Origin of the sequence: Aliidongia dinghuensis, assembly GCF_014643535.1 — a bacterium.
Lineage (GTDB): Bacteria > Pseudomonadota > Alphaproteobacteria > ATCC43930 > CGMCC-115725 > Aliidongia > Aliidongia dinghuensis.
Window position 1 is genome coordinate 46674 of record NZ_BMJQ01000016.1, and the last position, 13094, is coordinate 59767.

10 protein-coding genes are annotated in these 13094 nt (G+C 66.8%); 5 read left to right on the forward strand and 5 right to left on the reverse strand.

The window, feature by feature from the left end:
- Positions 1-17 precede the first annotated feature (17 nt).
- The gene (locus IEY58_RS26030) at positions 18-791 is read right to left on the reverse strand and encodes a LamB/YcsF family protein (RefSeq protein ID WP_189051087.1); all 774 of its coding nucleotides are present in this window, start codon (positions 789-791) and stop codon (positions 18-20) included.
- A gap of 143 nt (positions 792-934) precedes the next feature.
- Between IEY58_RS26030 and IEY58_RS26035 the strand changes: the two genes are divergently transcribed.
- Genes IEY58_RS26035 through IEY58_RS26045 form a run of 3 tightly spaced genes read left to right on the forward strand, consistent with a single transcriptional unit; the run spans position 935 to position 3182 of the window.
- The gene (locus IEY58_RS26035; protein WP_189051088.1) at positions 935-1441 is read left to right on the forward strand and encodes a winged helix DNA-binding protein; all 507 of its coding nucleotides are present in this window, start codon (positions 935-937) and stop codon (positions 1439-1441) included.
- The gene (gene pxpB, locus IEY58_RS26040; protein ID WP_189051089.1) at positions 1438-2181 is read left to right on the forward strand and encodes a 5-oxoprolinase subunit PxpB; all 744 of its coding nucleotides are present in this window, start codon (positions 1438-1440) and stop codon (positions 2179-2181) included. Before IEY58_RS26035 ends, pxpB begins: the two co-directional genes overlap by 4 nt.
- The gene (locus IEY58_RS26045) at positions 2178-3182 is read left to right on the forward strand and encodes a 5-oxoprolinase subunit C family protein (protein ID WP_189051090.1); all 1005 of its coding nucleotides are present in this window, start codon (positions 2178-2180) and stop codon (positions 3180-3182) included. Before pxpB ends, IEY58_RS26045 begins: the two co-directional genes overlap by 4 nt.
- A 14-nt stretch (positions 3183-3196) precedes the next feature.
- Here the strand turns inward: IEY58_RS26045 and IEY58_RS26050 are convergent, their stop codons facing one another.
- Positions 3197-4105, reverse strand: a complete 909-nt coding sequence (locus tag IEY58_RS26050; RefSeq protein WP_189051091.1) for a LysR family transcriptional regulator — start codon at positions 4103-4105, stop codon at positions 3197-3199.
- A 96-nt stretch (positions 4106-4201) separates the two neighbouring features.
- On the opposite strand from IEY58_RS26050, the gene IEY58_RS26055 reads away from it, so the two are divergent.
- Positions 4202-5431, forward strand: coding sequence for an MFS transporter (locus IEY58_RS26055; protein ID WP_189051092.1), 1230 nt, complete (start codon positions 4202-4204; stop codon positions 5429-5431).
- A gap of 50 nt (positions 5432-5481) precedes the next feature.
- Here IEY58_RS26055 and IEY58_RS26060 read toward each other — a convergent pair whose 3' ends face one another.
- From IEY58_RS26060 to IEY58_RS26070, 3 genes are read right to left on the reverse strand one after another with little or no spacing between them, the layout of a single operon-like run.
- Entirely contained in the window at positions 5482-7032 is a 1551-nt protein-coding gene (locus tag IEY58_RS26060) for a SpoVR family protein (protein ID WP_189051093.1), read from the reverse strand.
- Between the two features lie 11 nt (positions 7033-7043).
- Entirely contained in the window at positions 7044-8345 is a 1302-nt protein-coding gene (locus tag IEY58_RS26065) for a YeaH/YhbH family protein (RefSeq protein ID WP_189051094.1), read from the reverse strand.
- 37 nt (positions 8346-8382) lie between these two features.
- The gene (locus IEY58_RS26070) at positions 8383-10329 is read right to left on the reverse strand and encodes a PrkA family serine protein kinase (RefSeq protein WP_189051212.1); all 1947 of its coding nucleotides are present in this window, start codon (positions 10327-10329) and stop codon (positions 8383-8385) included.
- A gap of 935 nt (positions 10330-11264) precedes the next feature.
- Between IEY58_RS26070 and thiC the strand changes: the two genes are divergently transcribed.
- On the forward strand, positions 11265-13079 hold the full coding sequence (gene thiC / locus IEY58_RS26075) for a phosphomethylpyrimidine synthase ThiC (RefSeq protein WP_189051095.1): 1815 nt from the start codon (positions 11265-11267) through the stop codon (positions 13077-13079).
- The last annotated feature ends 15 nt before the right edge of the window (positions 13080-13094 follow it).

Here is a 13094-nt window from a genome sequence, read left to right on the forward strand (position 1 = left end):
CCCCCGAACCGACCGTGTCAGGCCGCCATCACTTTGGGCAGGATCGCGATCTCGACCCCGGCGGCCACGAGCGCCGCCTTGATGGCGCCGGCGACCGCCCCCGCGGTCGGCTCGTCGCCGTGGATGCACAGCGTATTGACCTGTCGGGCCAGCACCTTGCCGCCGACCGTGCGGATCTCGCCCTCGACGACCATGCGCACGGCCTGCGCCGCAGCCTCGGCCGGGTCGTGCAGCACGGCACCCGGCAGCTTGCGCGACAGGAGCTTGCCGTCGTCGGCATAGGCCCGGTCGGGGAAACCCTCGGCCGCGAAACGCACCCCCGCCGCCTCCGCCGCCGTCGCCATGGGCGAGCCGGTGCCGCCGACCATGATGAGCGCCGGATCGACCGCCTTGACCGCCCGCGCGATGGCGCTCGCCACCTCGAGTTCGGCCTCGGCCAGATTGTAGAGCGCGCCGTGGGCCTTCACATGGGCGACCGGCAGGCCGGCGCGCGCGGCGATGCCGATGAAGGCGCCGATCTGATAGGCGACCATGGTTTCAAGTTCGGCGGCACTCATCGGAATCGGCCGGCGGCCGAAGCCCTGCAGGTCGGCGAAGCCCGGATGAGCGCCGACGCTGACGCCGTTGCGCTTGGCGATCTCGCAGGTCTTGGCCATCACCATCGGGTCGCCGGCATGAAAGCCGCAGGCGACGTTGGCGGAGCTCACGATGCCGAGCACGGTCTCGTCGTTGCCCATGCGCCAATTGCCGAAGCTTTCCCCGACATCGGCGTTGAGATCGATCAGGCGCATCCGTTCCTCCGTCGCTGGCGATGAGGCAAGCCTATGCCCGACAACAGGTCACGGCAAGTTTATGTTTGCGATTTATCGATAAAATGTAAATATGCGGCAACGAGCCGCTCCCCATTTGCGAGACGCCCCGAGGACGCAAGGCCATGACCAAGCGCGACTATATCGTCTCTTCGGCCCATCTGGCCGATCCCGGCGCCGAGGAGCTGAGCGAATTCGAATTCGGCCTGATCCTCGTCCATAACGCGTTCGAGCGCTGGATCGTGCGCTGCATGACGGCGGCCGGCTATCCCGACCTCTCGAAGATCGACATCCTGGTGCTGCATTCGATTCATCATCGCGGCCGGCCGAAGCGGCTCGCCGACCTGTGCTTCGTCCTCAACATCGAGGACAGCCACGTCGTCAACTACGCGCTGCGCAAGCTGACGCAGCTGGGCCTCGTCGCCCGAGCGCGGCCGGGCAAGGAAGTGTTCTACGCGACGACCGCGGCCGGCGATGACGCCTGCGCCCGCTATCGCGCCGTGCGCCAGTCCTGCCTGCTCGCCGTGCCGACGCCTCCTCTGGGCGAGGCAGGACTGGGCGAGACCGCAGGCCTGCTGCGCGCGCTCTCCGGCCTCTACGACCAGGCGGCGCGGGCCGCGACCTCGCTGTGAGCGCGCTCAAGCCCCGGTACCTCGCCGCCGGCGACGCGGCGCTCGTCATCGAATATGGCGAGGTGATCGACCCGGACCTGATCCAGGCCGTGCAGCGGCTCGACCGACGCTTGAGTCGCGCGCGCCTCACCGGCGTGATCGAGACGGTGCCGAGCTTCCGCTCACTCATGGTGCATTACGATCCGCTCGCGACCACGCGCGCGGCGCTGATCGCAGCGATCGAGGGCCTCGGCGACGAGAACGAAGCGGCGGCGGTGGCGCCCGGCCGGTCCTGGCGCCTGCCGTGTTGCTACGATGCGGCCTTCGCGCCCGACCTGGCCGATGTCGCGGCCGCGACCGGCCTGGCGCCGGAGGCGGTGACCCAGACCCATGCGGCCAATCCCTTCTCGGTTGCGGTCGTGGGCTTCCTGCCGGGCTGCCCGTTCATGGCGGAGCTGCCCCCCATCTTCAACCTGCCGCGCCGCACCTCGCCGCGCACCCGCGTGCCGGCAGGCTCGGTCGCGGTCGCCCAGAAACTGTCCGTGATCTATCCGACCGAGAGCCCGGGCGGCTGGCACCTGATCGGCAATTGCCCGGTGCCGCTGTTCGATGCGCGCTGGGACACGCCCGCCCTGCTCGCCCCGGCCGACGGCGTCCGCTTCCAGCCGATCGATGCGGCCGAGCACGCCCGCATCCTGGCCGCTGCCCGCGCCGGCGAATACGACCCGCGCCGTGAATGCGCCGACGGAGAGACGATATGAGCCATCTCAGGGTCGAACGGCCCGGCTTGTCGACCACGGTTCAGGATCTGGGCCGGCGCGGCCTGCAGCGCTATGGCGTGCCGGTGTCGGGGGCCCTCGACCCACTGGCGCTGCGCCTCGCCAACGCGCTGGTCGGCAACGCGGCCGGCACCGGCGCGCTCGAGATCCTGGCGCTGGGTCCCACGCTCGTCGTCGAAGCGGAGTCAGTGCGGGTGGCCCTCGTCGGCTCCGACGCCGGGCTCGCGATCGACGGCCAGCCGGTGCCCGCAGGGCGCAGCGTGACCGCGCCGCACGGCGCGCGCATCACGATCGGCGGCTTCACCGATGCCGCGAGCTGCATCCTGGCGGTCGAAGGCGGCTTCGCGCTCGAACCCTGTATGGGCAGCCTTTCGACTTATGCCCGCGGCGGCTTCGGCGGCTTCGAGGGCCGTGCGCTCAAGGCGGGCGACCGGCTGCCGCTCTTGAAGCCGGCCGCGACCGCAGTGCCGGAACGCAAGGCCGAGCCGATCGATTATGGCCAGGGCCCGATCCGCGTCGTGCTGGGGCCGCAGGAGGATTGGTTCGAGCCGGCGGCGATCGAGCGCTTCTTCGCCGAGCCCTACCGCGTGACCGCCGAGACGGACCGCATGGGCATGCGGCTCGATGGCGCCAAGCTCGACCATGCGCGCGGCTTCAATATCGTGTCGGACGGCATCGCCGACGGCCATATCCAGGTGCCGGGCACGGGGCAGCCGATCGTGCTGCTGGCCGACCGGCAGACGGTCGGCGGCTATCCCAAGATCGGTGCGGTGATCGGCGCCGACCTGCCCCGGCTCGGCCGGATGCGGCCAGGCAGCGAGATCCGCTTCGCCCGCATCGCGCCGGCCGAGGCTGAGGCGGCCCGCCGCGCGCAGGAGACGGCATTTGCCGCCCTCGTCCAGCGCATCGGCCCGGTCGTCGTGATGCCGACGACGGAGCAGTTGCTGCAGGCCAACCTGATCGACGGCGTCGTCGCAGCCTGAGCCCAGGCCCGCCGCTATGACAGCAGCGGCACCGGGGTCCGCATTCCCTCGATCAGCGCCTCGCCGAACACGGCGATCGGGCGCGCGAGCCGGCCGGCCGGCGGCCGGTGCAACAGCCAGGAGCGGACTTTCGGCCGGAACTCCGGGCAGTCGATCACCATGACCTGGTCGCGCCAGGGGCTCTCGGCGAAGGCGCCCGGCGTCACGATGCCGATGCCGAGCCCACGCGCGACCAGCGACATGCGCAGATCGGCGCCCAGCGCTTCGACCGCGACCGTGAACGGCAGTCGCAGCGCGTCGAACCGGTGCTGGATGAAGGCGCGGAAACCGCAGCCGGTCTTGTTCATGATCCAGGAGAAGCGGGCGAGATCCTCGAGCCGCGCCGGCTGTGGCATGCCAAGGCTCGGTGCTGCGATCAGCAGCACGTCATGGATGCCGAGCTCGTCGCCCGCAAGTTCCTCGGGCGGACGCAGGCCGTCGGCGAGGCACAGCGCCACCGCATCGAGCTCGCTGCGCGCGACCTGCTCGAGCAGCCGCGGCGACCAGTCCGACGTGATGCGCAGGGTCAGGTGCGGGAACTCGCTGCGCAGCCGGTCGAGCGGCTTCACCAGTGCGGCTTCGGACAGGTACGGCATGATGCCGAGCCGGAACTCGCCGCGCATTTCACCACCCGGCGTCAAGCCCGCCCTGAGGTCGTCGAGCGAGCGCAGCACCCGCCGGCCGTGCTCATAGGCCTCCCGGCCCGCCGGCGTCGGCTTCAGCGGCTTCGATTGCCGATCGAGCAGGGCGGTGGCCAGGCCGTCTTCCAGATTCTGGATCCGGCGCGTCACCCCCGGCTGGGTCAGATTGAGCCGGGCCGAGGCGCCGACGATCGACCCGGTCTCGACCACCGCCACGAACGCTTCCAGGTCTCGGATGTTCATAGAAACAACTCATAATCATTATTCACATTATTGAATTGTATCATAATGTGGATCGGCAATAAAGGTGACCTCTCGTCCGTCGAACGAAGGTGCCTCATGCCGCCCACGAACGATGTCCTGGTCAGCCGCCGCGGCGCGGATCTGGCGACCGCGGAGATCACACGCCCGCTCATCCTGCTGTTCTCGACCGCCGTCGGCGTGATCGTGACCAATCTCTTCGCGCCGCAGACGCTGGTCGGGCCGATCGCCGCCTCGCTCGGCATCGGCGCCGACGGCAGCGGGCTCGTCGCGACCGCCACGCTCTTGGGCTATGCCGCAGGGCTGTTCCTGCTGGTGCCGCTCGCCGATCTCGCGGAGAACCGGCGCCTGATCGTGCGCCAGTTGACCGCCGCGACGCTCGCGGCCGGGCTCGCGGCGCTGGCACCCAGTGCGGCGAGCCTGCTCGCTCTGCTGTTCGTGCTCGGCGCCGCCTGTTCGGCGATCCAGATCCTGGTGCCGATCGCGGCCGCCATGGCGCCCGCAGAGGAGCGAGGCCGCGTCATCGGCGACGTGATGAGCGGGCTGATGATCGGCATCCTGCTGGCGCGCCCGATCGCAAGCTTCATCGCCGGCAGCTATGGCTGGCGGCCGTTCTTCGGCACAAGCGCCTGCGCCATGGCGGGCCTCACCCTTGTGCTGGCCTGGCGGCTGCCGCGACGCCAGCCTGCGACCCGCGCGTCCTATCCGGCGCTGATCGCCTCGCTCTGGCACCTTCTGTGCCGAGAACCGGTGCTGCGCCGCAGGGCCTGGACCGCGAGCCTCGCCATGGCCGCCTTCAGCCTGTTCTGGACCGCGATTGCGCTCCGGCTGGCACGGCCGCCGTTCGGGCTCGCCCAGCACGGCATTGCGCTCTTCGCGCTGGTCGGCGCCGGCGGGGCCGTGGTGACGCCGATCTTCGGCCGCTGGGGCGACCGGGGCTGGACGCGGCCGGCGACGATCGGCGCGCACTTGACCATGATCGCCTCGTTGGCGATCGCCGCCTGGGCGGGCGCCCTCGATGCGCGCCTGCCAGCGCTGGCGCTGATGGGGCTCGCCGCCGTGCTGCTCGACGTCGGCGTCACGGGTGATCAGACGCTCGGCCGGCGGGAGATCAACCTGCTCAATCCGGAGGCGCGCGGGCGACTCAACGGCCTGTTCGTCGGACTGTTCTTCGTGGGAGGTGCGGTGGGCTCATCCGTCGCCGGCTTCGCTATCGACCGGGGCGGCTGGCCACTCGTCTGCGCAATCGGCGCCGGCTTCGGCCTGCTGGCGCTCCTCACCGACCTCGTCGGGCGGCGGCAAATCTGAGGCGCCGGCCCGAGACCGGCCGCGCGCGGACCAGTCTCGGGCACGTCATCTCAGGCGTCGGGCGCCAGCGCGTGGGTCTTCAGCACCGCGTCGGTCGTGGCATCGCTTTCGATCAGGCGCACCGGATAGCCCCAGAGCTCGACCAGATGGCGCAGCACGGACTGGCTGGTCTTCTCGTCGAGCAGGATGCCTTCATAGACCGCATGGCGCAGTACCAGCGTGCGGTCGCCGGCCATGTCGAGCTCGACCACGTTGATGTCGGGCTCGCGGCGCGACAGGTCGTAGGACCGGGCGAGTGCGGCACGCAGGTCGCGATAGCCCATCTCGTCGTGAATTGCGTCGACCAGCATGTTGGTCTCCGCCGCGTCGTCGCGCACGCGGAAGAAGCGGAACTTGCGCATCACATGCGGGCTCAGGAACTGCAGGATGAAGCTCTCGTCCCGATAATTGGCCCAGGCGTCGCGCAGCGTGCCATAGGGATCCTTGTTGCCGGCGATCTCGGGGAACCAGTAGCGGTCCTCCTCCGTCGGATCGAGGCACATGCGCTTCACGTCCTCCATCATGGCGAAGCCCAGCGCATAGGGATTGATGCCGCCGTAGCGCCGGTCGTCATAGTCCGGCTGGAACACGACGCTCGTGTGGCTGTGCAGGAACTCGAGCATCGAGCCGTCGGTCAGCAGGCCCTTCTCGTGCAGGCGATGCATGATCTCGTAGTGCACGAAGGTGGCGCAGCCCTCGTTCGTGACCTTCGTCTGCTTCTGCGGGTAATAGTACTGCGCGATGTTGCGCACGATCCGGCACAGCTCGCGCTCCCAGCCTTCGAGCTTCGGCGCGTGCTTCTCCATGAAATAGAGCAGGTTCTCCTCGGGCAGGCCGAAGCGCCGGTTCGTCTCCTGGCGGAACTGGGCCGCTTCCTTCGTATCGAACCCTTCGAGCGTGGCCTTCGTCGGCACGGTGCGCCACAGGTCGTTGAAGGTCTGCTCGGCGTATTGGCGACGCTCCTTCTCGCGCTTGCTCTCTTCCGCGAAGCTCAAGCCGCGCCGGGCGTAGCGGTTGACCGACTGGTCCATGAGCGCATGCGCCGCGTCGAGCACGCGCTCGACCCTGCTCACACTGTAGCGCTCCTCGCACTTGGCGACAAAGTCGCGCGCAAAGGCGAGATAATCGAGGATGCCCGACGCGTCGGTCCACTGCTTGAACAGATAGTTGTTCTTGAAGAAGTGGTTATGGCCGAACGCGGCATGCGCCATGACCAGCGTCTGCATGGTCATGGAATTCTCTTCCATGATGTAGCAGAGGCAGGGATTGGAATTGATGACGATCTCGTAGGCGAGACCTTGTAGCCCCTTGCGGTACAAGGCCTCGTTATAGGCAAAGCTCTTGCCGAAGCTCCAATGCCGGTACATGAGCGGCAGGCCGACCGAGGCGTAGGCGTCGAGCATCTGCTCGGACGTGATGACCTCGACCTGGGTCGGGTAGGTATCAAGCCCCAGATCCTTGCGCGCGATCAACTCGATCGCGTCGTAGGCCCGCTTCAGCTTCTCGTAGTCCCAGTCGGCGCCCTCGAACAGGGGAGCCTGACGCTCGATGGTCCGTCGCATGGGCTGCTCCCTTAGGGTTCCTGGTTGACGATCGCCGCCTTGTTGCGAGCGAACAGATCATGGAACACCGGGAAGATCTGCGCAGGGTCGCCGACCCGTCGCATGGCGAAATTCGCGAAGGCGGGGGCGACCTCGGCATAGGCCCGCCACAGGTCGGTCTTGTCCATGCGCCGATCGCCGAAACTGTCGATGCCCTCGCTCACCTCGATATAGGCGAAATACTGGCAGACCGGCAGCAGCTCGGAGAGCAGCTGGACGCAGCGGCCGCTGTCGGCGCCGAAATTGTCGCCGTCCGAGGCCTGCGCGGCGTAGACGTTCCAGGCATCGAGCGGATAGCGCTCCTTGATGATCCGCTCCATCTCGGCGAGCGCGGTCGACACCACGGTGCCGCCGGTTTCACGGCTGTAGAAGAACGTCTCCTCGTCCACCTCCTGGGCGGTCGAGGTATGGCGGATGAAGACGAGATCGACGCTCTTGTAGCGCCGGACCAGGAAGATGTGCAGCAGCATGAAGAAGCGCTTGGCCAGGTCCTTCATGCGCTCGGTCATCGAGCCCGACACGTCCATGAGGCAGAACATGACCGCCTGGATATTGGGCTTCGGAATCCGCTCGAACCGGTTGTAGCGCACGTCGATCGGATCGAAATACGGGATCGCCTTGGTGCGGCGCAGGGCGATCTCAAGCCGATGCTTGGCGTCCTGCCAGGCTTCGGTCGGTCCGGTGTGGGCCAGCCGCTCGACCTCGTCCTCGAGCTCCTCGATCTCATCCAGCTTCGGTCGCTTGAGGGAAATGCGCCGGGCCATGCTGTTGCGCATGGTCCGGATGATATTGATGTTGGACGGGCTGCCGCTGACCGTGAAGCCGGCGCGGCTCAGCTCCGGCGCCGAGGCCTCGGACAGCCGCTTCTTGACCAAGTCCGGCAGCTCCAGATCCTCGAAGAACAGGTCGAGGAACTCTTCGCGCGAGAGCGTGAACTCGAACGCGTCCTGCCCCTCGCCACTGTCCGACGGGTCGCCGCCCTTGCCGCCCTGGCCGCCCTGCGGCCGCTCGATCTCATCGCCGACCACATGCTCCTTGTTGCCCGGCACGACATAGTGACGCTTGCCGCCGGACGAGCTGTGCCGGAAGGTCGGTTCGTCGATCCCCTTGGTCGGGATCGACACTTTCTCCCCGCTCTCGGTGTCGGTGATCTTGCGCTTCCGGAGCGCATCCATCACCGCCCCCTTCACCTCGGCGCGCGCCCGCTCGATGAAGCGCCGGCGGTTGCCGAGGCTCTTGCCCTTGGGGTTCGGTCGACGGTCGACAATGATCATTCGCTACCTCGCCCGGCCGGACGACGGGTCATCCCCGTCACCCTGCCTTGTTCACGCGCATGTACCATTCCACCAGGCGACGGACCTGCCGCTCGGTGTAGCCACGTGCCGTCATGCGGTCGACGAACTGCGCGTGCTTGGTGTCGGTGTCGCTGTCCTTCTTCGTGCCGAAGCTGATGACCGGCAGCAGCTCCTCGACCTGGCCGAACATGCGCTTCTCGATCACTTCGCGCAGCTTCTCATAGGACTGCCAGGACGGATTGCGGCCGGCATTGCTGGCGCGCGCCCGGAGCACGAACTTGACGACCTCGTTGCGGAAGTCCTTCGGGTTCGCGATGCCCGCCGGCTTCTCGATCTTGGACAGTTCCTGGTTCAGGAGCTCGCGGTTCATGAGCTGGCCCGTGTCCGGGTCCTTGAAGTCGCTGTCCTCGATCCAGGCGTCGGCATAGGCGACATAGCGGTCGAACAGGTTCTGCCCGTAGTCGCTGTAGGACTCGAGATAGGCTTTCTGGATCTCGTGGCCGATGAATTCGGCATAGCGCGGCCCGAGCTCGCTCTTGATGAAATTCACGAGCCGCTTTTCGGTATCCTCCGGGAACTGCTCCCGACGGATCGCCTGCTCCAACACATACATGAGGTGGACCGGGTCGGCGCCCACTTCCTGGGTGTCGAAATTGAACGTCTGCGACAGGACCTTGAACGCAAAGCGCGTCGACATGCCGTCCATGCCTTCGTCGACGCCGGCGGCGTCGCGATATTCCTGGACCGACTTCGCCCGCGGATCGGAGTCCTTGAGGCTCTCGCCGTCGTAGGCGCGCATCTTCGAATAGAGGTTCGAGTTCTCGTGCGCTTTAAGCCGGGAGAGCACGGTGAAGCGCGCCAGCATGTCGAGCGTGCCGGGGGCGCACGGCGCCTCGCCCAGCTCGCTCGTCTCGAGCAGCTTCTCGTAGATCCGGCGCTCCTCGGTCGGCCTGAGGCAGTACGGCACCTTGATGACCGAGATACGGTCGATGAACGCCTCGTTGTTGCGGTTGTTCTTGAACGTCTGCCACTCGGCCTCGTTCGAATGTGCGAGGATCATGCCCTGGAACGGCAGCCCGCCGATGTTCTCAGTGCCGATGTAGTTGCCTTCCTGCGTCGCGGTCAGCAGCGGGTGCAGCATCTTGATCGGTGCCTTGAACATCTCGACGAACTCGAGGATGCCCTGGGTCGTGCGGTTGAGGCCGCCCGAAAAGGCATAGGCGTCGGGGTCGTTCTGCGGCAGGTATTCGAGCTTGCGGATATCGACCTTGCCGACGAGCGAAGAGATGTCCTGGTTGTTCTCGTCGCCGGGTTCAGTCTTGGCGACCGCGACCTGCCGCAGCCGCGACGGCTGCATGCGCACGACCGTGAAGCGCGAGAGATCGCCCTCGAACTCCGTCAGCCGCTTTGCCGCCCAGGGCGACATGAGGCCGGTCAGGCGCCGGCGCGGAATGCCATAGCGCTCTTCGATCTGCGAGCCGAGGATGTCCGGGTTGAACAGGCCCAGCGGCGATTCGAACAGCGGGCTCACGTCCTTGCCGGCCTTCAGCACATAGATCGGGAACTTCTCGACAAGCGCCTTCAGGCGCTCGGCGAGCGAGGACTTGCCGCCGCCGACCGGGCCCAGGAGATAGAGGATCTGCTTGCGTTCCTCGAGGCCCTGCGCCGCATGGCGGAAGAAGCCCACGATCCGCTCGATCGTCTCTTCCATGCCGTAGAAATCTTCGAACGCCGGATAGACCTTGATCGTCCGGTTCATGAAGATGCGGCCGAGCCGGGCGTCATGGCTGGTGTCGGTCACCACCGGGTCGCCGATCGCCTTCAACAGACGCTCGGCGGCACTCGCGTACATCATCGGATCGTCGGCGCAGCCGCTCAAATACTCTTCGAGCGACATCTCGACGTCCCGCTGGCTCTCGTAGAACCGGGCGTAGGAGTTGAAGAGGCTGTCATAGGACGGCATGAAATCACCCCCGCTGAAGAATTCCTGATCCGCGCTCCAAACGTCCATCGAGACGCCATCTGCCACGCGATTGCTCGGCCGATGACGGCCGACGAAGATCGGGTTTCGAACGCCAGACCGCCGGCGATGGACTATCGCTCAGGGTCCGGAGGTGCCGCGGCACCAAGCCCGGCAGCCGACCCGATGAACGCTTGCAACAGCCCATTCGCGGAAACGGGTCCGCGTCGACGCTATATTCATTTCGTATCGCTCGGGACATCCACACGTCCCGCGCCTTCCACACGTCCACTCTCCGCCCGTGCGCATTAAGAATATATTGCAGATGCATCATCGGGTCATCGGCTGACGCGGATTTCCGATCGCTGCCTCGCGTTCCCGCTCCGCCGTGACGGCGCCGATCATCGAGCATCGCATGCCTCCGAGGAGATCCGATTGCGCCCAATTTTCATCGTGCTCCTGGAGCTTAAGGTGGGAATGTCATCGTCGTTGTGCAATTAGGAGACCAGCTGATCCAGCGCAGGGACAAAACATGTCTTCGGTTGGACAACGCCTGGAAACGCCAAAAGCTTCCTCGACGACGGCGCCGAATCGAGGCGACTCGGGCGCAAATCTTAGGCAGTTCGGGCGGCGGTGCGGATTGGCGGGCGGTGCTACGGCGGAATCGGGTCCGCGACGAGGCGTCGCGGCCGCATCGCCCATCTTCTTGACTTTCCGTCTCATCGGGCAGAGCGTAGCGCCTATCCCAGGGGAGCCTCGTCTAGGAGGCTGAGACACCGCCGGCCCGGCATCGGGCGACGCGGGAACCCGATGAACCTGATCCGGATCGTACCGGCGGAGGGACGGGAGACCGCGTCGCGCTCGACGACCGCATTTCCGCTCCTTCCCCGCCGATAGGTTCCGGATCGCCCGAGTTTTAGGCGACTGGAGAAGAGACAATGCCCGAAGGAACCGCCGGCAAGGCGTTCACCGTATCGACGGGCCCGCTGCCCGCCTCCCGCAAGATCCATGTCGCCGGCGAGATCCACAAGGACATCCGCGTCGCGATGCGCGAGATCGATCTGGATCCCTCGTCCGGCGAGCCGCCGGTGCGCGTCTACGACCCGTCAGGCTCCTATACCGACCCGAACGCCCGGATCGATGTCGAGCGCGGCCTGAAGCCGCTCCGCCGCGACTGGATCCTGGCGCGCGGCGACGTCGAGGAATATGACGGCCGCGCGATCAAGCCCGAGGATAACGGCCTCAAGGCCGGCGAGATCGCCAACATGCGCGAGTTCCCGCACCTGGCCCGCCGGCCGCTCCGCGCCAAGGGCGGCAAGGCGGTGACGCAGCTGGCCTACGCGCGCGCCGGCATCGTGACGCCGGAGATGGAATACGTTGCCATCCGCGAGAACGTAGGCCGCGCCCGCCAGGCGGATCTCGTCCGCGACGGCGAGAGCTTCGGCGCCGAGATCCCGGATTACGTGACGCCGGAATTCGTGCGCGACGAGATCGCCCGCGGCCGCGCCATCCTGCCGAACAACGTCAACCATCCGGAGACCGAGCCGATGATCATCGGCCGGAACTTCCTGGTGAAGATCAACGCCAACATCGGCAACTCGGCCGTCGCCTCCTCGATCGAGGAAGAGGTCGAGAAGATGGTCTGGGCGACGCGCTGGGGCACGGACACGGTCATGGACCTGTCGACCGGCCGCAACATCCACACGACCCGCGAATGGATCATCCGCAACTCGCCGGTGCCGATCGGTACCGTGCCGATCTACCAGGCGCTGGAAAAGGTCAACGGCAAGGCCGAAGACCTGACCTGGGAGATCTTCCGCGACACGCTCGTCGAGCAGTGCGAGCAGGGTGTCGATTATTTCACGATCCACGCCGGCGTGCGCTTGGCATACATCCCGCTGACCGCCCGGCGCGTCACCGGTATCGTGTCGCGCGGCGGCTCGATCCTGGCGAAATGGTGCCTGGCGCATCACAAGGAGAATTTCCTCTACACGCACTTCGAGGAAATCTGCGAGCTCCTGAAGCAGTATGACGTCGCGTTCTCGCTGGGCGACGGGCTCCGGCCCGGCTCCATCGCCGACGCCAACGACGCGGCCCAGTTCGCCGAGCTCGAGACCTTGGGCGAGCTGACGCAGATCGCGTGGAAGCACGACGTCCAGGTCATGATCGAAGGCCCCGGCCACGTGCCGATGCACAAGATCAAGGCCAACATGGACAAGCAGCTGAAGGTCTGCGGCGAGGCGCCGTTCTACACGCTCGGGCCTCTCACGACCGACATCGCGCCGGGCTACGACCACATCACGAGCGGCATCGGCGCCGCCATGATCGGCTGGTTCGGCACGGCCATGCTCTGCTACGTGACGCCGAAGGAGCATCTGGGCCTGCCCGACCGCGACGACGTCAAGGTCGGCGTCGTGACCTACAAGCTCGCGGCCCACGCGGCCGATCTCGCCAAGGGTCATCCGGCGGCCCAGCTGCGCGACGACGCGCTGTCGCGGGCGCGCTTCGAGTTCCGCTGGCGCGATCAGTTCAACCTGTCCCTGGACCCGATGACGGCCGAGCAGTACCACGACCAGACGCTGCCGGCCGAAGGCGCCAAGATCGCCCATTTCTGCTCGATGTGCGGCCCGAAATTCTGCTCGATGAAGATCACGCAGGAGATCCGCGACATCGCCGAGGCAGGCATGGACGAGATGTCGGCCACGTTCCGCAAGAAGGGTTCGGAGCTCTATCTGCCGGCGGCAGCCGACTGATCGTGGCCGATTGAT

Bases quoted from the DNA above. Each gene is read 5' to 3' on its own strand.
- IEY58_RS26030 (WP_189051087.1), bottom strand. From the start codon at position 791: ATGCGCCTGATCGATCTCAACGCCGATGTCGGGGAAAGCTTCGGCAAT.
- IEY58_RS26035 (WP_189051088.1), top strand. From the start codon at position 935: ATGACCAAGCGCGACTATATCGTCTCTTCGGCCCATCTGGCCGATCCC.
- IEY58_RS26045 (WP_189051090.1), top strand. From the start codon at position 2,178: ATGAGCCATCTCAGGGTCGAACGGCCCGGCTTGTCGACCACGGTTCAG.
- IEY58_RS26050 (WP_189051091.1), bottom strand. From the start codon at position 4,105: ATGAACATCCGAGACCTGGAAGCGTTCGTGGCGGTGGTCGAGACCGGG.
- IEY58_RS26055 (WP_189051092.1), top strand. From the start codon at position 4,202: ATGCCGCCCACGAACGATGTCCTGGTCAGCCGCCGCGGCGCGGATCTG.
- IEY58_RS26060 (WP_189051093.1), bottom strand. From the start codon at position 7,032: ATGCGACGGACCATCGAGCGTCAGGCTCCCCTGTTCGAGGGCGCCGAC.
- IEY58_RS26065 (WP_189051094.1), bottom strand. From the start codon at position 8,345: ATGATCATTGTCGACCGTCGACCGAACCCCAAGGGCAAGAGCCTCGGC.
- IEY58_RS26070 (WP_189051212.1), bottom strand. From the start codon at position 10,329: ATGCCGTCCTATGACAGCCTCTTCAACTCCTACGCCCGGTTCTACGAG.
- thiC (WP_189051095.1), top strand. From the start codon at position 11,265: ATGCCCGAAGGAACCGCCGGCAAGGCGTTCACCGTATCGACGGGCCCG.